Source organism: Photobacterium kishitanii, assembly GCF_000613045.3.
GTDB lineage: Bacteria > Pseudomonadota > Gammaproteobacteria > Enterobacterales > Vibrionaceae > Photobacterium > Photobacterium kishitanii.
This window is the reverse complement of record NZ_LN794352.1, coordinates 262,589-284,285: the sequence shown is the minus strand read 5'-3', so window position 1 is coordinate 284,285 and position 21,697 is coordinate 262,589. Positions and strand designations below refer to the sequence as shown.

16 protein-coding genes are annotated in these 21,697 nt (G+C 42.7%); 9 read left to right on the top strand and 7 right to left on the bottom strand.

All coding sequences use genetic code 11. The annotated features are described in order from the left end of the window. Window positions 1-80: 80 nt before the first annotated feature. The 4 genes from argH to argC all read right to left on the bottom strand — a co-directional run bounded on the left by argH (window position 81) and on the right by argC (window position 5,199). Window positions 81-1,958: an argininosuccinate lyase gene (argH, locus tag PPBDW_RS01500; RefSeq protein WP_036789468.1), complete on the bottom strand. Its 1,878-nt coding sequence runs from the start codon at window positions 1,956-1,958 to the stop codon at window positions 81-83. A 98-nt stretch (window positions 1,959-2,056) separates the two neighbouring features. Continuing rightward, a complete protein-coding gene (locus PPBDW_RS01495) occupies window positions 2,057-3,262 on the bottom strand; it encodes an argininosuccinate synthase (RefSeq protein WP_036789466.1) in 1,206 nt (401 codons plus the stop codon). Window positions 3,263-3,395: 133 nt separating this feature from the next. Further along, on the bottom strand, window positions 3,396-4,175 hold the full coding sequence (gene argB, locus PPBDW_RS01490) for an acetylglutamate kinase (protein WP_036789463.1): 780 nt from the start codon (window positions 4,173-4,175) through the stop codon (window positions 3,396-3,398). A 10-nt stretch (window positions 4,176-4,185) separates the two neighbouring features. Next, window positions 4,186-5,199, bottom strand: coding sequence for an N-acetyl-gamma-glutamyl-phosphate reductase (gene argC / locus PPBDW_RS01485; protein WP_036789461.1), 1,014 nt, complete (start codon window positions 5,197-5,199; stop codon window positions 4,186-4,188). A 627-nt stretch (window positions 5,200-5,826) separates the two neighbouring features. On the opposite strand from argC, the gene ppc reads away from it, so the two are divergent. Both ppc and PPBDW_RS01475 read left to right on the top strand, forming a co-directional pair. Beyond that, on the top strand, window positions 5,827-8,457 hold the full coding sequence (ppc, locus tag PPBDW_RS01480; RefSeq protein ID WP_036789460.1) for a phosphoenolpyruvate carboxylase: 2,631 nt from the start codon (window positions 5,827-5,829) through the stop codon (window positions 8,455-8,457). Window positions 8,458-8,870: 413 nt separating this feature from the next. After that, entirely contained in the window at window positions 8,871-9,437 is a 567-nt protein-coding gene (locus PPBDW_RS01475; RefSeq protein WP_036789459.1) for a PadR family transcriptional regulator, read from the top strand. 99 nt (window positions 9,438-9,536) lie between these two features. Here PPBDW_RS01475 and PPBDW_RS01470 read toward each other — a convergent pair whose 3' ends face one another. Both PPBDW_RS01470 and PPBDW_RS01465 read right to left on the bottom strand, forming a co-directional pair. Next, entirely contained in the window at window positions 9,537-11,951 is a 2,415-nt protein-coding gene (locus PPBDW_RS01470) for a bifunctional aspartate kinase/homoserine dehydrogenase II (RefSeq protein WP_036789458.1), read from the bottom strand. Further along, the gene (locus PPBDW_RS01465) at window positions 11,951-13,117 is read right to left on the bottom strand and encodes an O-succinylhomoserine (thiol)-lyase (protein ID WP_036789457.1); all 1,167 of its coding nucleotides are present in this window, start codon (window positions 13,115-13,117) and stop codon (window positions 11,951-11,953) included. The genes PPBDW_RS01470 and PPBDW_RS01465 overlap by 1 nt, the downstream gene beginning before the upstream one ends. A 308-nt stretch (window positions 13,118-13,425) precedes the next feature. On the opposite strand from PPBDW_RS01465, the gene metJ reads away from it, so the two are divergent. Beyond that, window positions 13,426-13,743 (top strand): met regulon transcriptional regulator MetJ, encoded by a 318-nt coding sequence (gene metJ / locus PPBDW_RS01460; RefSeq protein ID WP_036789456.1) that lies wholly within the window; start codon window positions 13,426-13,428, stop codon window positions 13,741-13,743. 120 nt (window positions 13,744-13,863) lie between these two features. Here metJ and rpmE read toward each other — a convergent pair whose 3' ends face one another. Continuing rightward, the gene (gene rpmE / locus PPBDW_RS01455; protein ID WP_036789455.1) at window positions 13,864-14,076 is read right to left on the bottom strand and encodes a 50S ribosomal protein L31; all 213 of its coding nucleotides are present in this window, start codon (window positions 14,074-14,076) and stop codon (window positions 13,864-13,866) included. 265 nt (window positions 14,077-14,341) lie between these two features. Between rpmE and priA the strand changes: the two genes are divergently transcribed. The 6 genes from priA (at window position 14,342) to PPBDW_RS01425 (ending at window position 21,629) form a co-directional block, all read left to right on the top strand. Further along, window positions 14,342-16,543 carry a primosomal protein N' gene (priA, locus tag PPBDW_RS01450; RefSeq protein WP_036789454.1) on the top strand — a complete coding sequence of 734 codons (2,202 nt, stop codon included), beginning with the start codon at window positions 14,342-14,344 and terminating at the stop codon, window positions 16,541-16,543. Between the two features lie 156 nt (window positions 16,544-16,699). Continuing rightward, window positions 16,700-17,749, top strand: a complete 1,050-nt coding sequence (gene cytR / locus PPBDW_RS01445; protein WP_258179295.1) for a DNA-binding transcriptional regulator CytR — start codon at window positions 16,700-16,702, stop codon at window positions 17,747-17,749. A 168-nt stretch (window positions 17,750-17,917) separates the two neighbouring features. Then, on the top strand, window positions 17,918-18,517 hold the full coding sequence (locus PPBDW_RS01440) for an SPOR domain-containing protein (protein ID WP_036789452.1): 600 nt from the start codon (window positions 17,918-17,920) through the stop codon (window positions 18,515-18,517). Window positions 18,518-18,700: 183 nt separating this feature from the next. After that, entirely contained in the window at window positions 18,701-19,228 is a 528-nt protein-coding gene (hslV, locus tag PPBDW_RS01435) for an ATP-dependent protease subunit HslV (protein ID WP_036789451.1), read from the top strand. Window positions 19,229-19,238: 10 nt separating this feature from the next. After that, entirely contained in the window at window positions 19,239-20,570 is a 1,332-nt protein-coding gene (gene hslU, locus PPBDW_RS01430) for an HslU--HslV peptidase ATPase subunit (protein ID WP_036789450.1), read from the top strand. A gap of 150 nt (window positions 20,571-20,720) precedes the next feature. Next, complete coding sequence (locus PPBDW_RS01425; protein WP_036789449.1) at window positions 20,721-21,629, top strand: 1,4-dihydroxy-2-naphthoate polyprenyltransferase; 909 nt, start codon at window positions 20,721-20,723, stop codon at window positions 21,627-21,629. The last annotated feature ends 68 nt before the right edge of the window (window positions 21,630-21,697 follow it).

The window sequence follows — 21,697 nt, the reverse complement described above, 5'->3', positions numbered from 1 at the left end:
ATTAAAGCGTTAACAAAAAGCCCTCACTTCGCGAGAACTGAGGGCTTTTGCTATTTTTAAACAGCTTCAATTGCTACCGATCAAGCGACATTCGTCGTGGCAATCCGTTGTACTTGATCAAGCCACACCTCTAACGCAACCTCATCACAAGCATGCTGACGAGGACAACGATCACAATCTTTCATGACTTTTTCAGGTAATAATGCTTTTGAGGTTGGGGTAAAGCCTCGCTTCATAAAGAACTCAGGCACACGAGTTAGCACAAACACTTTTTTAATCGCCATTTGAGCAGCTTTCTCAAGTAAGTGATCGACAATCGCTTTACCCTGCCCTTGTTGCTGCCAACCTGCCTCAACCCCTAATGAACGAATTTCTGCCAATCCAGAATCATAAACATACAATGAAGCGCATCCGGTAACAACGCCATGATTTTCAGCAACGGCAAATGAACCAATATCCCGCACTAATTCATTACGATTACGCGGTAAATTCTCACCTAGCCCAGCCCAATACACCACCATTCCCTCAATGGCATCCAGATCCGTTAACCGTGCACCGCGGACTTTCACATCGGGTGAATAACGCTTATCAAGCCGCTTTTCAGCTTGTCCAATCGCGTAATCAACTTGATTTGGTGCAACACCACCGAGAGCGCAGCGCTTCTCTAAACACGACTCAATCGTTAAAATGGGATAGACATCGGCTTCAATCACTGTTGAAAATTGTTTCATTTCAACCAATGATAGTTCTTCCAATGCGCAACCTTTGGCGATTGCAGCGACTACCGCAACCCCAACAATATGATGTGCTTCACGGAATGGAATGCCTTTAGCAACCAAATAATCTGCTAACTCAGTCGCATTAGAGTAACCTTGCAACGCGGCTTCTAAAGTTCGATCTTGATTAACTTTGATGCCATCAAAACATAGTGCAGCCATTTCCATGCAATCATGCCAGCTATCTAATGCGTCAAAGAGTCCTTCTTTATCTTCTTGCATATCTTTGTTGTAAGCCAATGGTAATGCTTTTACCGTCATCATCATCGCAGCCATCGCACCATAAACGCGGCCACATTTACCACGAATAAGCTCTAGTGCATCTGGGTTTTTCTTTTGTGGCATCAACGACGAACCAGAAGTGACGGCATCATCAAGTTCTATAAAGTTTGACTCACCCGAGTTATAGAAAATTAAATCTTCAGCCATACGGGATAAATGCAGCATTGAAATCGATGCCGTTGATAATAACTCCATTACATGATCACGATCAGACACGGAATCGAGACTATTACGGGTGGCGCGGTGAAAGCCAAGACTATGTGCTAATACTTCACGATCAATCGGATAAGCGGTACCTGCAAGTGCACCAGAGCCTAACGGACAAGTATCTAACCGCGCCATGGCGTCATTTAAACGCGAGTGATCACGCTCTAGCATTTCCACATAAGCTAAACACCAATGGGCAAACGTTACTGGCTGAGCCCGTTGCAGATGTGTATACCCAGGTAGCACTGTCGCTTGATGCTGACGAGCGACAGTGACTAATTGTTGTTGCAGTTTATCGAGCATTAATAATAGTTGCTGACCTTGCTGACGGCACCAAAGTTTAAGATCCGTTGCTACCTGATCATTACGTGAACGACCTGTATGAAGTTTTTTACCCAGATCACCCACTTTCGCAATCAGTTGCTGCTCAACCCAACTATGAATATCTTCAGCGTCTGAAGTCAAAATCTGCTCAGGATCTTCCATCACCGCTAACTTAAGTTCGTTTAAAGCCAATTCAAGTTGTTGTTGCTCTTGTTCGGTCAGCACATTTACTTGGCGCAGGGCTTTTGACCAAGCTATTGAACCGACAATATCTTGCTCTGCGAGTCGATAGTCAAAACGCAGCGAATCATTAAATTGTTTGAATCTGATGTCAGCTGCCTGACTAAACCGTCCGCCCCATAATGCCATGGTGAATCTCCTTTACTGTCCAAGTCTAATGATATCGATAAGCTTAATGTTGCAGTGAGCGATACACTCGCTGCAACATAGTCACAATATTGGGTTAATTATTTTTGCTTATTAAGCGCACGAATTCGACTCGCCAGAGAATACAAACGAATAAAACCACCAGCATGACTGTGATCATAAACATCATCTTCGCCAAAAGTAGCGAACTCTTCTGAATACAAACTATTGAGTGAACGCTTCTGAATAACGGTTGCTTGACCTTTATAAAGTTGAATAACTACTTCGCCCGTCACATCTTGCGCTAACGTATCAGCAGCAGCTAATAACGATTGGCACAGCGGGGTAAACCAGCGGCCATCATAGATAAGGTGCGAGGCTTTAAGCCCAATGGTTTGACGAAACTCAAATGACTCTTTATCTAGCACTAATTGTTCAACCGCCCGCAGTGCTTCCATCATAATGGTGCCACCAGGTGTTTCGTAACAGCCACGAGATTTAATGCCGACTAAACGATTTTCAACAATATCAATTCGGCCAACACCATGCTCAGCACCTTTTTGATTGAGGTAATTAAGCGCGTTATAAGGAGTCATTGGCTCGCCATTAACCGCAACCACTTCACCTTTTTCAACTAAAACGGATACCGTTTCTGCCTCATCAGGCGCTTGCTGAGGATCTTTTGTCCACACCCAACATAAATCATTCGGTGCGTTCCAAGTATCTTCAAGCACCCCGCCTTCAGTTGATACATGCCATGCATTAGCATCTCGTGAATAAATTTTTTCTAATGATGCGCTACAAGGAATATTACGTTCAGCTAAGTAATCAAGTAGCGCTTCACGGCTACGTAAATTCCACTCACGCCATGGTGCTATCACTGTTAGTTGCGGTGCAAGTGCAGCAAATGCACCTTCAAACCGTACCTGATCATTACCTTTACCAGTACAACCGTGGCACAAAGCATCAGCACCAACATCTAACGCACACTCTACTTGTGCTTTGGCAATAATTGGCCGCGCCATTGAGGTACCCAGTAAGTATTTACCCTCGTAAATTGCTCCGGTTTTCAATGATGGATAAATATAATCCTTAACCATCTCTTCTTTTAAATCAGCGATGTAACATGACGATGCACCTGACGCGATAGCTTTTTCTTCAATCCCAACCAGCTCTTCTTCGCCTTGACCAACATCAGCCACAAACGCAACCACTTCACAATCGTAGTTTTCTTTTAACCACGGAATAATCGCCGATGTATCTAAACCACCTGAATAGGCCAATACTACTTTGTTAATCTTACTCATCTGCTGCGCTCCTTTCAGCCTTGTCGCGGTCATCCCGTTCAGGCACTTTTTTCAAAAATATTAATTGGTCGTCATAAATCACTGTGATTTAACAAGCATAAATTTCGCAAATATTACGTTAATAAACATAATATTAAGGTGTAAATTTGGTGCCAACACTATCGCCTGCTAACAATGCATTCAACTTTTCGGGATAACGCCAACTGGCTACTTCAATCGAACGTCCTAATGCGTTAGCTGCTGAAAATGCAGCGCGGACTTTGACGATCATGCCATCGGTGATCACCGCCTGAGCAATTAACTCTTCGGCCTCGGTCTCAGTCAGTTGCTTAATTAAATTACCTTTACCATCAAGCACACCGCTCACATCTGATAGCAAAACCAATTCACCATCAATAGCTGCTGCAACGGCTACCGCCGCTTGATCGGCATTAACATTCATCATCTCGCCATTGCTATCAAGCCCAATTGAACTGATGATTGGCACAAATCCGATCTGCATCATTTGACTCACCAAAGCACTATCATTAGGCTCAGCATGACCCACAGCACCTAACTCAGGATCTAATTGAGTCACGCGACACAGGCCACCATCAGCTAAACTCAAGCCGACAGCCGCGACACCCGCTTTTAATGCCTGTCCCTGTAACATTTTATTGGCTGTACCTGCTAATGCACCGGTAATCAAACCAATTTGATCGCTCGGTGTAACTCGTAATCCTTGCTTTTTTATGGTTGGCAATTGCAGTTTCGTCATTAGCTCATCAACCAAATAACCACCACCATGAACAAATAAAATAGGTCGCTGTGAGTTCGCCTGATAAGCATTGATGGTGGAAAATAACCGTTCTAAAGTGAGCTTAGATTCTAATGCAGCGCCACCTAACTTAATCACCAGAGGGACTTGATTCATCGTGTTACTCCTACACCAACGCGGTTAACTGAGAAAAACCATTACGAATATTTATGCATTGTATTGCTTGCGATGCTGCACCTTTCAATAAATTATCGATCGCAGCAGTTAAAATAATATGCTCCCCCTGCACCTGCCAGCCAATATCACAAAAACAGCTACCGACAACATCATCAAGTTGAGCCGTTTTATTACCAAGCAAACGCACCGCATGTTGATCGCCTGTCTTTAAATATGCCGATTCCAGCACTGCTGTAACATCATCAGCTGTCACACCAGAGGCTAATTTAGCGGTAATAGTGGCTAAGATCCCACGCTTAAAATTGCCTAAATGAGGGGTAAAAATAACGTCGCAGTTAAGATGATGGGAAATTTCAGGTTGGTGGCGATGAGTAAACAAACCATAAGCGTGCAAACTCACCTCACAAAAACTATTGGTCATGGTAGCTTTACGGCCAGCACCAGAAACACCACTAACCGCGTTAATAACTGGCCACTGCTGACGATCAAGCAGATCAGCAACCACTAATGGTTTTAGGGCTAATTGTGATGCGGTGGGATAACATCCAGGAACGGCAATCAACTGAGCCTGACGAATAGCGTCATCATTCCATTCAGCTAACCCATAAACAGCATTATCTAACCACTCACTATACTGATGTTCAAAACCATAATATTGCTGATAAAAATCATCAGCTTTAACTCTGAACGCACCCGACAAGTCAAACACCTGGCAGCCGGCATCAAGAAATGTCGTCGCAATATCATGGCTAACTTCATGCGCAGTTGCTAACAGCACAATATCTGCCGTGGCTGCCGTTGTTTTGATATCCGTTAAGGGCAATAACGGTAAATCGACTATTCCTTTTAATTGACCATGAAGATCACTCAATGGTTTACCAGCATCAAGGCTATTAGCTGAAACATATAACCCACTGAGTATTAACTGTGGATGACGGCTAACCATTTTTGACAATTCTGCGCCGGTATAACCACTGGCGCCAATAATAACAGTGTTTAACATCGCTAATTCCATCTGTAGTGATTGTCATCAAGCCGTAATTAAAACAATCGGGACTATGGTATAAAAATATGGGTGTCATAACGGCTAATGAAGGTGTGCTGTAACCAGCAGAGATGAGGCACGTAAAAGTACCTAAGGCAGAAGACTTAGCGTCGTCGAAGGGAGATAACGAGAGGTGTGTGTGTTTGGTTCATGATAATAACTTCCTGCATTTAACTATTAACCCTGAGCTATCCTTGCTCTGAGACAAAAAAACAACCGTTGCTGTATATTCATTAATCTGAATTAATATGTTTACTGGTTAAATTACGCACTGTCAATGATTATGTAATAAAAAAATATATTTAATTATCTTCTCGTTAACCTTTGCGACATTTAACCGTAACAGAAACCAACTATTAAAAGGCTTTTTTTTACTCTATCTAATTAATAACAAACAAAAATGTGCGTTGAAGATGGTAATAATGTAAAAAGATTACAAAATACAATCAATAGTATGACTAAAATCAATATCACCAGTTTTTATCAGCGATAAATATAATCTCTGTTGACCTATTACTAGATTCGCGGCTAGATTGTGGGGTAAAGGTTAAATTGGATGTAACAAAATTACGGAATGGATACGATATGAACGAGAAATACAGCGCGTTAACAAGTAATGTCAGTATGCTTGGCCATTTGCTAGGCAATACCATCAAAACAGCTTGCGGTGATGAGCTATTAGAAAAAGTTGAAACGATTCGTAAACTTTCTAAGTCAGCTGGCACTGGTAATCAAGATGACCGCGAAAAGCTAATTGATGAATTACAAAACCTACCCGATGATCAATTACTTCCTGTTGCTCGAGCTTTTAGTCAATTCCTTAATCTCACCAATATTGCTGAGCAATACCATACCATTTCACGCCAACGCGAAACCACTCTCTGTAGCCCAGATGCGCTCGATGAGTTGTTTACTAAATTAGTTGATAATGACGTTAACCCTGCTGACTCTTTAGCTGCCGTCAATGAATTAAATATTGATCTGGTATTAACCGCTCACCCAACGGAAATTGCTCGTCGTACCATGATCCATAAATTGGTACAGATTAATAAGTGCCTATCGCAATTAGAATTAAGTGAACTATCAACAGCAGAACGAGCACGGGTTGAACAACGATTAGAACAACTGATTGCCCAAGCATGGTATTCCGATGTTATTCGTCAGCAACGCCCGACTCCAATTGATGAAGCGAAATGGGGTTATGCGGTTGTTGAAAACTCTCTCTGGCAAGCCGTACCTGAATTCGTACGTCTGTTTGATGAAAAACTACAGCAACATTTAGGTCAAAAATTACCTCTTGATGCAACGCCAGTTACCTTCTCATCATGGATGGGTGGTGACCGTGACGGTAACCCATTTGTAACCTCAAATATTACCCGTGAAGTATTACGCCTTTCACGCTGGAAAGCGGCTGAACTTTACCTTGGTGATGTACAAGAATTAATCAATGAATTATCAATGATTCAATGTAATGAGCAACTACGTGAGCTCGCCGGTGAAGAACATGAACCTTACCGTGCAATTTTAAAGCAATTACGTACTAAGCTCATTCTTACCCGTGATAGTTTAGAAGCTCAAATTAACGGCCAAACACCATTATCAACAGCCATTATTAATGATGTTTCTGAGCTATGGGATCCGCTATTTGCATGCTATCAATCACTGCACCAATGCGGCATGGCAATCATTGCTGATGGCTTACTACTTGATACGCTACGCCGCGTGAAATGTTTCGGGGTTCACTTAGTACGACTTGATATTCGCCAAGAAAGCACCCGCCATGAAAATGTTATTTCAGAGCTTACTCGTCACCTTGGTTTAGGCGATTACAGCCAATGGTGTGAACAGGATAAAATTGCGTTTTTAGTCCGCGAGCTATCATCTAAACGCCCATTACTACCACGTAATTGGGAACCATCAGCGGAAGTCAAAGAAGTATTAGAAACCTGTAAAGCCATTGCCGAACAACCTCGTGAAGCATTAGGCGCTTATGTAATTTCAATGGCTCGTACCGCATCAGATGTCTTGGCCGTACACTTATTACTGCAAGAAGCTGGTTGTCCATTCCGGATGGATGTCTGCCCATTATTTGAAACTCTAGACGACTTGAATAATGGTGCTGATGTTATTGAACAATTACTTAATATTGATTGGTACCGTGGCTTTATTCAAAACCATCAAATGGTAATGATTGGTTATTCTGATTCAGCCAAAGATGCTGGTGTGATGTCAGCGGGTTGGGCACAATACAGTGCGATGGAAAAACTGGTTGCTGTGTGTGAGCAAGCTGATGTTGAAATCACTTTATTCCACGGTCGTGGCGGTAGTATTGGTCGTGGTGGTGCACCAGCGCACGCTGCACTATTATCTCAGCCACCACGAAGCCTAAAAGGTGGCTTACGTGTGACTGAGCAAGGCGAAATGATCCGCTTCAAACTTGGTTTACCTGAGGTCGCGATTAATAGTTTAAGTCTTTATGCTAGCGCGACCTTAGAAGCAAATTTATTACCGCCACCAGCACCGAAGCAAGAATGGCGTCATGTGATGGACGAACTTTCTAGCGTATCGTGTGAGTCATACCGTAACGTCGTGCGTAATAACCCAGAGTTTGTGCCTTATTTCCGTGCCGCAACACCTGAATTAGAGCTCGGTAAATTACCTCTAGGCTCACGTCCAGCAAAACGTAACCCTAATGGTGGCGTTGAAAGCTTACGTGCAATTCCATGGATTTTTGCGTGGAGTCAAAACCGTTTATTGTTACCAGCATGGCTAGGCGCTGGTGAAGCAATTCAGTATTCAATCGATAATGGTAATGCATCATTATTAGAAGACATGTGTCGTGAATGGCCATTTTTCTCAACACGTTTGGGTATGCTGGAAATGGTATACAGTAAAACCAACCTTGGTATCGCTGAATACTATGATCAACGTTTAACCGCTGAAGCCTTATGGCCACTGGGTAAACAATTGCGCTCACAATTACAGCAAGATATTAAAGCTGTGCTAACTGTTGAAAATAATGATCACTTGATGCAACAAGATCCATGGGGCGCAGAATCTATTCGCCTACGTAATATTTATGTTGAGCCACTCAATATGCTTCAAGCCGAATTACTTTACCGAACTCGTCAACAAGAAGAGCTACCTAAAGAGCTTGAAGAAGCACTCATGGTCACGATTGCAGGTATTGCTACAGGTATGCGTAATACTGGTTAATCGACTTATTCTCGTAAAAAGGCTATCTTTTGATAGCCTTTTTTTTTTGAGTTGTTATTTACAACTTTGTTAAAAAAGATCGTAAAGTCTCACTTTTGATACAGCACTATATTGCCTATAAGGTCTAAGATAGATAAAGTGCAAATATGAGAAAAGATGAATAGATTTCAATCAGGTTGGTATTTTTTAGGGCTAAATTAACTTAGCGCAAGTTCACAAGATAATGAATTGAAACGCCTCATTAACAGATAATTCAACTAGAAGTATCGATATTGAGTCAATTAATGATATTCTATGCAACCGCAATTAGGCAGTGCAATAGCACGATTATAAATTAAAAACGTCGTTTGAAGCGTTACATAATCTAAGCCCTATTGTGTTTTTTTATTTTATATATTTAACGGATAGAAGAGATGTCACTACCACATGTAATTTTAACAGTGCTTAGCTCCCGCGAAGCAACTGGTTACGATATAACCAAAGAATTTTCACACAGTATTGGTTATTTTTGGAAGGCGAGTCACCAACAGGTGTATCGTGAACTAAATAAAATGGCAACTAACGATCAAGTAACCTGTCGTCTTGAGCCTCAAGATGGCAAGCCAGATCGTAAAGTCTATTCTATTACCGATCTTGGTCGACAGGCTTTATTTGAGTGGTTCCAAGAGCCAGCACGTAATCCCACTACTCGCGATGAGTTTTCTGCGAAGCTACTGATTTGTGGTATCCACAATTCATTACCGATGCAGCAGCAACTTGAGGCTTTAATTGATGAATCACATATTCTGATTGGTCATTATCAAGAGCTAGAACAAATTCATTTTGGTGATTACAAAAATATGGATCGTCAACAACGTCTCGACCGTTTAACCTTGCGCCGTGGTCTGCATAACCGCCAAGCTTGGATATTATGGGCTGAAGAAGTATTAGCTGAACTTAAAGATATGGACAATGAAAATAGCGCAATCGCTATCAACTAAGCCATTATCAAATAAAAAAGCCGCAGCTTAGCACTGCGGCTTTTATTACGATTCAATATCATCATTAATACATCAACGTATAAGTGATAGCACTACTTTCTACAGCATAGTTGCTAACCGATTAATATCAGAGATTAACGCACCAGCGGTGACATCACGCCCAGCCCCAGGGCCACGAATCACTAATGGATTTTCTCGATACCACTGACTTTCAATCGCAAAAATATTATCGCACGGTAATAAATTAGCCAGTGCATGTTCACTCGGTAGCGCTTCTAATCCTACATACGCTTTACCATGACGATCTAACCGCGCCACATAACGTAATACTTTATCTTCACTAACAGCACAGGCCAACTTTTCAGCCAACAATATATCAAGCTCCGTGGCTTGTTCAAAAAACGCATCAACACTTAACGCTTGTAAACTCAATGGTACTAATGACTCCACTTGCACCTGCTGTGGCTCAATCTCAAACCCAGATTCACGCGCTAAAATAATCAACTTACGCATCACATCACTGCCATCAAGATCATGGCGAGGGTCGGGTTCAGTTAGCCCTTGTTGCCATGCTTGTTCTAGCAATTCAGAAAAAGGTTGGCTACCATCAAATTGCTGGAATAACCACGATAACGTTCCAGAAAAAATGCCTGATATCGCTAAAATACAATCCCCACTTTCACGGAGATCGCGTACGGTATGGTTGATTGGTAAGCCGGCACCAACAGTGGCGTTATATAACCAATAACGGCTACTCTTGGCAAATGCATCGATGACCATCTGATACTCAGTCGTCGCCGCTGATCCGGCGATTTTATTAGCAGAAATCAGGTGTAATCCACTTAACGCAATTTGTGGATATAACGCCGCCAGCTGATGACTAGCAGTAACATCCACCATCACCACATCATCATAATCAACAGCTGCAAGTTGAGATAATAGCTGCGGCAGCTGGTAATCAACCGCATGCTGTGGAAATTGCTCCAGTGCCGTTTGAGGTTCAATCCCCTGACTATTGAGCCAGCACTGCTGTTGCCCAACAATACCAATTAAACTAAAACGCATTCCATGTCGCAGTTCAAGAGCGGCTTTTTCACGGCTAAACAAACTCAGCCAATGACTACCAATATTGCCTTTACCACACAATACAATCCCAATACTTTTTTGAGCTTGAAATAGCGCTTGGTGAATAGCGTTAACTAGCTTATCAGTTTCAACATCACGCAATACCGCCACTAAACTTAAACCGGATTCTGCCTCTGTCATAAATTCAACCGGCAATCCTTTTAATTGCTGATAGAAACCATGACAATGATTAGGGTTGTTCAATACTCCAGCGCCAACGGCTGCTACCATTGAAAAACCTTCACGTAAACGCAATTCAGCAGCAACGCCACTGTCTTGTAATAAACTCAAGACACTGTTTACCACTTCTTGGGTATACGCCAAAATAATCCGTCGTTTACCTTGATCGACCTTTTTAGCCAAGGGTTGTAATTGCGCCCGATCGAGCAACTGCTGCACATCATGCTGTATCGACGTCAGCGCCATACCTTGCGGAACACCAAGCTCAATCAAACAGACATCATCTAATGATGAAATAATTTTAGCACCACGCCCAGAAGCTAATACACGTTCAACCCGAGTTGAACCTGATTCTGGCTGATGGCTACAACGCAACGTTAAATCAATCGCACTTTGTGCAACGGGTTGTAATGTACGACTATGCAATACAGGTGCAGCAAGACGAGCAAGTTCATTAGCTTCATCTAACCGTAATAAAGGTAACAAACATGCATTGGTCACTTTACGCGGATCGGCACTATATACGCCTGCAACATCACTCCAAATAGTCACCCGTTCAACCGCAGCTAAAGCCCCTACCATAGTGGCAGAGTAATCAGAGCCATTACGTCCCAAAAGTACGGTTTGTTGATATTGATTAGCGGCCATAAAACCCGTAATCACTAATCGTTGTTGAGGATACTGCACTAATAACTGCTGTAATAATGGTTGTGATAAAACCTTATCTACTTCAGGCTGAATGGCATGATCGGCACGTAAAAATAACCGCGAATCTATTGCGACTGCCGCTAATTGATACTGATTAAGTAACGCTGCTAATAATCGCGCTGACCATAATTCACCATGGCCTAAAACCGCATTTTTAACCTCAGTCGTCAGCGGTGATTCACCCCACTTAGCGATTAAGGCTAACTCAGCATATAGCTGCTGCTGTAATGATTGTGCTTGCTCTGGCTCTAATAATTCAGTGATTAACTGCTGTTGAAAAGTCCGAATTGATAATAAAGTGGCATGGGCTAAGCGACCATCAGTAACCAATTGTTCTAGCCACAATAACAGTTGATTAGTAGTTTTACCTGCTGCCGAAACCACCACCAAATCATGATTCTTAGAATAAGCGCCTAAAATCTCAGCCACTCGCCGATAACACTGTGAATCGGCAAGGCTACTACCTCCAAACTTATGCAGCTGGCGCAGATCTTTTTTCATCAGCATAGATCCTCTGCAACGGCGAACGCTTGAGTAAGATCGGCAATTAAATCACGAGGATCTTCGAGACCAACGGATAAGCGCAGTAAAGCAGTTGAAATTCCCGCTGCGCGTTGAGCTTCATCAGTCATTGCTCGATGAGTCATTGAAGCTGGATGGGCAATTAAACTTTCCGTGCCCCCCAACGACTCAGCCAATGAAAATAATTGCAGCGTTTTTACAAATAATTCAAGTTGCTGGTAGCTACCGGCAAATTCAAAACTCATCATTGAGCCAAAACCACGCTGCTGGCGCTTAGCAATCTCATGTCCGGGATGGGTTGGTAAACTCGGATGATAAATAGTGCCAACCAGAGGTTGTTGCTGCAAATAAGCTAATACGGCGGCACCATTTTCTTCATGCATTCGCATTCTAGGCGCTAAAGTGCGTAGGCCTCGCAGGGTTAAATAAGCATCAAACGGCGCCCCAGTCGCGCCAATACAGTTGGCCCACCAACTTAGATCTTCAGCAGCGGCTTGCTGCTTGGCAATGACCACCCCACCGACAACATCAGAATGGCCATTAATATATTTAGTGGTTGAATGCACCACAAAATCAGCCCCAAGAGACAGCGGTTGCTGTAATAACGGCGATAGAAAAGTGTTATCAACCGCGACTTGGCAGCCAACAGCCTGTGCTTGCTGACTAATCGCCTTAATATCAATCACCCGTAGCAATGGGTTAGACGGTGTTTCAAGCCATAACAAGGTCGGTTTTTGTGCTAAAGCAGCGGCCAATGCATCGGGATCAGATTGATCAATAAACAGCACTTTAAAGTCCCCTTTGTGAGCGCGAGTACTGAATAACCGATAACTACCACCATAGCAATCATGCGGGGCAACGAGCAGATCATTGGGGCCGAGCAACGCAGACACTAATAAATTCATTGCCGCAGTGCCACAACTGGTCACCACCCCACCAGCTCCCTCTTCCATGTCACTCAAAGCATCAGCTAATGTGTTACGGGTTGGGTTACCTGAACGTGAGTAATCGTACTGCGGTAGCTCGCCGAGTGCTGGAAAACTATAAGTCGAAGTTAAATAGATTGGGGGCACTACAGCATTGTATTGTGAGTCAACATCAATACCGGTACGGACTGCAATTGTCGCAAGCTGCTTGTCACTCATGATAACGTTCCTTGTTATAAAAAGGGGCTGATCCCTGAAAATAGATAATAGTGGCTACACAACCTTAACCACATCAAAACAAGACGTCAACACTTCCAGACGTCCATATGTCTTTGCTTATAGCAGTAAATCCCGCTAAAATTCAGTTATTGAAAAAAATAGTCGTGATCTAGCAACAGTTGTATACCGCGATAGAGGACAAACTAACGATGTTCACGTAATATCGCCGCCTATCATGACTATGTACTAACAACCGTCATCGCGACATTGTTATCATCATTAATTAAACATCGCTGAGAAGGTAAAACATGGCAAAGTGGAATGGCGAATATATTAGCCCTTATGCAGAACACGGTAAGAAAAATGAACAAGTAAAAAAAATTACAGTGTCTATTCCATTAAAGGTTCTCAAAATTCTTACTGATGAACGTACCCGTCGTCAGGTCAATAACCTGCGCCACGCGACCAACAGTGAACTCCTTTGTGAAGCTTTCTTGCACGCTTACACGGGCCAACCGCTACCGACTGATGATGATATTCGTAAAGATCACCCCGATGATCTACCTGCCGAAGCCAAAGCATTGATGGAAGCGATGGGAATAAGCTACGAAGACATTAATGAATAATACGTACATGCGATAGCAAAAAACCAGCTTTTATGCTGGTTTTTTTAGATCTGGTAAATTTATGCCATAAAAAAAGGGATGCTTGCGCATCCCTTTTTTTTAAATTCAGTTGGCAAGTAATTACTTGCTACCAAGCGCACCAAAACGCTTGTTGAATTTGTCCACACGACCGCCAGAGCTAACTTGACGTTGCTTACCAGTGTAGAATGGGTGACACTTATCGCATACGTCAAGGTTAACGTCTTTGCTCATAGTAGAGTTAAATACGAAAGTGTTGCCACAAGAACAACGTGCGTTTACTGCTTTGTATTCTGGGTGGATACCTTGTTTCATGGGGAAACCTCAAGTTAAGGCCGTGTCGCTCTCCCGATCCAAAGCCGGGCACCACACGTGGTTAATAAAATAGTCTGTCGTAGATTTACGACAAATCAGGCGGCGTATAGTAATCAATCATTCCCCATAGATCAACTCAGACATTGTTTTTATCGTTCTTTTATTTACAACTAAAACAGTAAATAATAGTCGTTAAATTGCAGTACTTATCCAATATCACTCGATCTGTTACTATTTAGTACAAGCTCAATTAAAGCGATAACATATGACCCACCCAATAGCACGCGTTGCTTTACCTGTCCCATTAGACAAAAACTTTGATTATTTAATCAAACCTAACACTACCCCCGTCATTGGTGGGCGCGTACTGGTACCTTTTGGTCGACAGCGATTGGTGGGGATCGTAGTTGCTATCGGTAATGATTCTGATTTCCCAATTCAACAATTAAAACCCATTCAACAAGTATTGGATAATCAGCCATTATGGCAACCGGCATTATTTGAACTATTAAAATGGGCCAGCAGTTATTATCAATATCCATTAGGTGATGCTTTAGCCAATGCGATGCCAGCATTACTGCGTAAAGGTCGAGAAGCTTCTGCGGCGACGTTAAAATATTGGCAACTCACTGATACTGGTCGTGAACAACCACTCAATGGTTTAAAACGCGCGCCTAAACAAGCTCAAATTCTAAATCTATTGCGCAATGGCCCACTTAGTCATGATAGTTTACTTAGCCATGATGTTAGCAGTGCTACTTTAAAAGCCGTGATGCAAAAAGGCTGGATCAGCGAACAACAACATCAGCCAAAGCAACTACAGTGGCAACCGCAGTTTGCTATTACCGAACAGAAACCACGTTTAAATGAAGAACAAGCATTAGCTATCGCCACCGTTAACAGCAACCCCAATTTTGGTTGTTATCTGTTAGACGGTGTAACGGGCTCAGGTAAAACCGAAGTTTATCTCAATCTACTCGAGCCTATTTTAGCCGCGGGTAAACAAGCACTTATTTTAGTACCTGAGATCGGCTTAACGCCGCAAACCATTAACCGCTTTAAGCGCCGGTTTAATGTTCCTTTAGAAACAGTGCACTCTGGTTTAAATGATAGTGAACGCATGACAGCATGGCTTGCTGGACGTGATAACCAAGCTGGGATCATTATCGGTACTCGTTCGGCACTGTTTACTCCCTTTGCTAACCTTGGGATTATTATTGTTGATGAGGAGCATGATGCCTCTTATAAACAACAAGACAGTCTGCGTTATCACGCTCGAGATCTGGCAGTAATGCGCGCTAACAAAGAAAATATTCCCATTATATTAGGCTCAGCGACGCCAGCACTTGAAACCTTACATAATGCGCAAACGGGTAAATACCATTACTTAACCCTCTCAAAGCGAGCGGGTAATGCGAGCGCAGCACGTCATGGGGTAATTGATGTCAAAGGCTTGTATTTAAACGCAGGTTTATCCGCACCACTGATAGCTGAAATGCGCAAACACCTCAATGCGGGTAATCAGGTAATGCTGTTTCTTAATCGACGTGGCTTTTCACCAGCAATGATGTGTCATGAATGTGGCTGGATCGCTGAGTGTAATCGTTGTGACGCTTATTACACCCTCCATCAACAATCTGGTGAGTTACGCTGCCACCACTGTGCGACTCAGCGACCAATTATGCACCAATGCCAACAATGTGGCTCAACCCAACTGCTACCGGTTGGTGTCGGTACCGAACAACTTGAGGCACAACTGGCAGAGTTATTTCCTGAATTTAAAACGGTACGTATTGATCGCGATAGCACTCGTCGTAAAGGCTCACTAGAAAACTATTTAGAAGCGATTAAAAACAATGAGTATCAAATTTTAATCGGCACCCAAATGCTAGCCAAAGGTCATCACTTTCCAAATGTCACTTTAGTTGCACTCATTGATGTTGATAGTGCTTTATTCAGCAATGACTTTCGCGCTTCAGAACGATTAGCACAGTTATTTATTCAAGTAGCAGGTCGTGCAGGACGCGCCAGTAAACCCGGTGCGGTATTATTACAAACCCATCATCCTGAGCATCAGCTGCTACAATCATTGCTACATAAAGGCTATGGTGTTTTTTCTCAGGCTGCATTAACTGAACGTCGCCAAGCATTATTACCGCCGTTTACTCACTTAGTGTTACTGCGCGCCGAAGCCAATGACAGTGATTTAGTATGTCAATTTTTACAACAAATTCGCGCCATTTTTGAAGCAAGTCCAGTTTACGACCAAGATTGTTGTGTCTTAGGACCTAACCCAGCCCCTCTTGCTCGACGTGCAGGACGGTTTCGATGGCAACTCATTTTACAAATACCTAATCGCAAGAAACTGCAACAAATGCTTACTATTGCTAAACCAGCGATCCAACTTTTACCTTTAGCCAAAAAAATTCGCTGGTCAATTGATGTCGAACCGCAAGATTTAACTTAAACTAGACAATGCGATGCAGTTCACATAGCGAATGTAATTTATGCTATTGGAAGCAAGTTTCAGCTTCTGCATCCATTCTACAATATGAATATGAATTGACTGTTTTCAGTCGGTTACGATTAGCTGGTAAGTATATCTGAATATTTTTTGTCACAGATAACCAGCTCTACACTAGAGAGATATAGCAAAGAGGAAAGCACTATGGCGACAATGAAGGACGTTGCCCAGCTAGCCGGGGTATCAACCGCGACAGTTTCACGCGCGCTAATGAACCCGGAAAAAGTATCGGCATCAACTAGGAAAAAGGTTGAGCAAGCCGTAATGGAAGCTGGATATTCACCAAACTCACTTGCACGTAACCTACGCCGCAATGAATCGAAAACTATCGTAACTATTGTGCCGGATATCTGTGATCCTTATTTCACTGAAATTATTCGTGGTATTGAAGAAGCGGCGATGGAAAATGGTTATTTAGTGTTACTGGGTGACAGCGGCCAACAACAACGCCGAGAAAACTCATTTGCTAATTTAGTGTTTACTAAGCAAGCAGATGGCATGTTGTTATTAGGTAATAACTTACCATTTGACGTCAGTAAACCTGAACAAAAAAACCTGCCACCATTAGTAATGGCATGTGAATATGCACCAGAACTTGAATTGCCAACGGTCCATATTGATAATCTCACCGCCGCTTTTGATGCAGTCAATTATCTCACTCAGATGGGTCATAAACGGATCGCTCAAATCACAGGCCCAGATAAAGCAGCCCTATCTCAGTTCCGTCAACAAGGCTATCAGCAGGCACTGCGTCGTGCAGGGATCACTCTAAATCCAGCCTACACCATTAAAGGTGATTTCAGCTTTGCAGCAGGCGCGCGCGCTATTACCGCATTACTTGCGTTACCAGAACCACCAACGGCATTATTTTGTCATTCAGATGTAATGGCTATTGGCGCGATGCAACAAGCTAAACGGCTTGGTTTACGAGTACCACATGATATTTCTATTGTTGGTTTCGATGATATTCAATTTGCAGAATATTGCGATCCACCGTTAACAACAGTTTCACAGCCGCGTTATGAAATAGGTCGTCAGGCAATGTTAATGTTACTTGAATTACTCAAAGGTAAAGATGTTCAGGCAGGTTCACGATTACTGGATGCGAAACTAGTCATTCGTGAAAGTGCAGCGCCACCAAGTCGCTAATTGATCCTCCCCATATTTGACGCGTTACCGTACCGAGATCATAAAACCGATCATCTTTGTCGTAATATGGGGTTAATTATCAGCGAAACCGCGATAATAACTGGTCAGGATCAATCCAACTTTGTAACATAGAGTACTGTCTATCTTCCCAACTAATTTGTCGATATTGTGGCTACTAAAGATTATGTGAAACGCGGGCGCTCAACAAAACCAGCGCCAATAAAGGCAAAAGCCAACCCTAAAGGCAAAAAGGCACCGACAACTGGTTTTTCAACCAAGTGGGCTGCTTTGGCTGTTATATTAGTGTGTGGGCTGATTGCAGGTTTATTTTTCCTTTCAGGCACTGATGTTCCTGAAACAGCACCAGTCACACCTGCGGCCATTATTGCAAAGCCGCAACCAGCGAAAGCCAATACCAACGCCTTACCGCCAAAACCTGAAGAAAAATGGCGCTATATTCAAGAATTGGAAAATAAAAAGGTTATTGTGCCAGTATTAACGCCTAAGCAAGTTATTGCTGAGGATAAGCCAACTAAACCTTATCTACTACAATGTGGTGCTTACCATAGCCAAGCCCAAGCTGATGAACGCCGAGCAACCATTGCGTTTCAAGGCTTAAACAGTCAAATAAAAGTCTCAACTAACGACAAAGGAACGTGGTTCCGAGTTGTTCTTGGGCCTTATAAAGATAAACGTCTAGCAATGGATGATCAGAATAAATTACAACAACACGGCATTAGCCCTTGTGCAATTTGGTTCTGGGAATAATCATAACCACGATAGATAACAATCAAGGATGCCTTAGTGGCATCCTTTTTTATCAATGCTATTGTTAACCTTCGACACTAAGCAATTGTCACCCCGCACCTTGAAAAGCCACATTACTATCCCCAGATCTATTACCATTAACGATGCCGGCTAACGTCGGAGCTAAATCAAAGAGGATTTAACGTGACAACTATTGTATCTGTTCGTCGTAACGACAAAGTCGTAATTGCTGGTGATGGTCAAGTGTCACTTGGCAATACCGTAATGAAAGGCAACGCTCGCAAAGTTCGTCGTCTTTATAACGATAAAGTACTCGCTGGTTTTGCTGGCGGCACCGCTGATGCCTTTACTTTATTTGAGCGTTTTGAACGTAAGTTAGAGATGCATCAAGGCCACTTATTAAAATCTGCGGTTGAATTAGCTAAAGATTGGCGTACCGATCGTGCTCTACGTAAGCTAGAAGCATTATTAGTCGTCGCAGATGAAACGGGTTCATTAATCATTACTGGTAATGGTGATGTGGTGCAACCAGAGCATGATTTAGTTGCGATTGGTTCTGGCGGCAACTTCGCCCAAGCCGCAGCCATTGCATTATTAGAAAATACTGATCTTAGCGCGCGTGAAATTGCTGAAAAAGCGCTGAATATTGCCGGTGATATTTGTGTGTTTACCAACCACAATCACACTATTGAAGAACTAGAAACTAAGTAAGGAAGTTGCAATGTCTGATATGACTCCTCGCGAAATCGTTCATGAGCTTGACCGCCATATCATCGGTCAAGACAAAGCCAAGCGAGCGGTTGCGATTGCACTGCGTAACCGCTGGCGTCGTATGCAGCTTCCTGAAGAGCTGCGAGTAGAAGTAACCCCTAAAAATATTCTGATGATTGGTCCTACCGGTGTCGGTAAAACTGAAATAGCACGCCGATTAGCGAAACTGGCTAATGCGCCATTCATTAAAGTTGAAGCCACCAAATTTACTGAAGTTGGTTATGTGGGTAAGGAAGTCGAAACGATTATTCGCGATCTTACCGATGTGGCAGTAAAAATGACCCATCAACAAGCCACTGAAAAAGTACGCTTCCATGCTGAAGAATTAGCAGAAGAGCGTATTCTTGATGTGCTATTACCACCGGCACGTGATGCTTGGGGTAAAAACGAAGAAGCGCCAGCCGAATCAACCACCCGTCAATCTTTCCGTAAGAAATTACGAGAAGGCAAACTTGATGATAAAGAAATAGAAATCGACGTTGCAGCACCACAAATGGGCGTTGAAATCATGGCGCCTCCTGGTATGGAAGAAATGACCAACCAGTTGCAAGGTATGTTCCAAAACCTTGCTGGCAACACCAGTAAAAAACGCAAAATGAAAATCAAAGATGCGTTAAAAGCAGCAACTGAAGAAGAAGCCGCTAAACTGGTTAATCAAGAAGAACTTAAAGAACAAGCTATTTTTGCTGTTGAAAATAACGGCATCGTTTTTATTGATGAAATCGATAAGATTTGTAAGCGTGGCGAATCATCAGGTCCTGACGTTTCTCGCGAAGGTGTACAACGTGATCTATTACCATTAGTCGAAGGCAGTACGGTTTCGACTAAGCATGGTATGGTTAAAACTGATCATATTTTATTTATCGCATCAGGTGCATTCCAAGTCGCCAAACCATCAGATTTAATTCCAGAGCTACAAGGTCGTTTACCGATTCGAGTTGAACTAGAAGCACTGACTAGCCATGACTTTAAACGTATCCTTACTGAGCCAAAAGCATCGCTAACACAACAATACGTGGCGCTAATGGCAACTGAGTCTGTTGATATCGAATTTACCGCTGATGGTGTCGATAGCTTGGCTGAAGCGGCATGGCAGGTAAATGAGCGCACCGAAAACATTGGTGCACGTCGTTTATACACTGTGATGGAACGCTTAATGGAAGAAATTTCTTATGATGCTAGCGAAAAATCTGGTGAGAAATTCCTGATCGATGATGCTTATGTACAAACACGCCTAGGCGAATTTGTTGCAGATGAAGATCTTAGTCGCTTCATCCTATAATCAAACTAAAGACAGTTATTAACTCTAAAAACGGTGCGTTCTATCGCACCGTTTTTTTTTGTTCTTTAACAAACATTGATGGGATAAATTTGCGCATGACCAAATTTACGCCATAATACCTTTTCAATATTCACTTTAAGTATCTAATTTATGAACTCACCCTCTTCACTGACAATTTGGTTAGATGCCGCAAGACCAAAAACCTTACCCCTCGCCATCGCATCAATTGTATGCGGCAGCGCGGTGGCAGAATGGCACGGCAGTTTTTCTGCTAGCATTGCAGCGCTCGCTTTATTAACCGCCCTTTTGTTGCAAATACTATCTAACCTTGCCAATGATTATGGCGATGCCGTTAAGGGCACTGATAACGATGATCGTTTAGGTCCTCAACGAGCAATACAATCAGGTTTAGTCTCTGCAGCGACAATGCGCAAGGCGATGATTATTAACATCATCCTCACCGCAATCAGTGGCTTAACATTAATATTAATTTCGTGTAAAAACCCGCATGACATCGTTGGGTTTCTCGTACTCGGATTGCTAGCGATTGCCGCTTCCATTGCGTATACCGTGGGAAATAAACCCTATGGTTACCGTGGCCTTGGTGATCTATCAGTACTGATCTTTTTCGGGTGGCTTGGTGTTGCTGGCACTTATTATTTACAAGCAGGACAAATTGATTCATTAATTATGCTACCAGCAACTGCGTGCGGTTTATTAGCTGTTGGCGTATTAAATATCAATAACCTGCGTGATATTGATAATGATAAGGCCTGCGGTAAACAAACATTAGTGGTACGTATGGGGCCACAATGGGGACGTAAATATCACTTGGTATTACTCACTGCAAGTGTGGTGTGTTTTTGTTTATTTGCGCTGTTAGAAGTCAAATCCATCTTTGGATGGTTATTTATTCTAAGTTTACCATTACTGATTAATCATGGTCGCCAAGTGTACTATTCTACCGATGGTGCAGCTCTCAGACCCATGATGGCAACAATGGTAAAATGTGCTTTAATCACCAACCTTTTGTTTGCAGTTGGTATGATGCTAGCCTAATAGTGAATACGAATTGCAATGCGATATCAACTGGTTATAATTTAAGCAAATCACTTTTTGTTTTCAGC

Excerpts from the sequence above, each read along its gene's own strand:
- argC (WP_036789461.1), bottom strand. The coding sequence starts at position 5,199 with ATGTTAAACACTGTTATTATTGGCGCCAGTGGTTATACCGGCGCAGAA.
- PPBDW_RS01425 (WP_036789449.1), top strand. The coding sequence starts at position 20,721 with ATGAACTCACCCTCTTCACTGACAATTTGGTTAGATGCCGCAAGACCA.
- PPBDW_RS01475 (WP_036789459.1), top strand. The coding sequence starts at position 8,871 with ATGTCACTACCACATGTAATTTTAACAGTGCTTAGCTCCCGCGAAGCA.
- priA (WP_036789454.1), top strand. The coding sequence starts at position 14,342 with ATGACCCACCCAATAGCACGCGTTGCTTTACCTGTCCCATTAGACAAA.
- PPBDW_RS01465 (WP_036789457.1), bottom strand. The coding sequence starts at position 13,117 with ATGAGTGACAAGCAGCTTGCGACAATTGCAGTCCGTACCGGTATTGAT.
- ppc (WP_036789460.1), top strand. The coding sequence starts at position 5,827 with ATGAACGAGAAATACAGCGCGTTAACAAGTAATGTCAGTATGCTTGGC.
- PPBDW_RS01470 (WP_036789458.1), bottom strand. The coding sequence starts at position 11,951 with ATGAAAAAAGATCTGCGCCAGCTGCATAAGTTTGGAGGTAGTAGCCTT.
- metJ (WP_036789456.1), top strand. The coding sequence starts at position 13,426 with ATGGCAAAGTGGAATGGCGAATATATTAGCCCTTATGCAGAACACGGT.
- argH (WP_036789468.1), bottom strand. The coding sequence starts at position 1,958 with ATGGCATTATGGGGCGGACGGTTTAGTCAGGCAGCTGACATCAGATTC.
- PPBDW_RS01495 (WP_036789466.1), bottom strand. The coding sequence starts at position 3,262 with ATGAGTAAGATTAACAAAGTAGTATTGGCCTATTCAGGTGGTTTAGAT.
- rpmE (WP_036789455.1), bottom strand. The coding sequence starts at position 14,076 with ATGAAACAAGGTATCCACCCAGAATACAAAGCAGTAAACGCACGTTGT.
- hslU (WP_036789450.1), top strand. The coding sequence starts at position 19,239 with ATGTCTGATATGACTCCTCGCGAAATCGTTCATGAGCTTGACCGCCAT.
- argB (WP_036789463.1), bottom strand. The coding sequence starts at position 4,175 with ATGAATCAAGTCCCTCTGGTGATTAAGTTAGGTGGCGCTGCATTAGAA.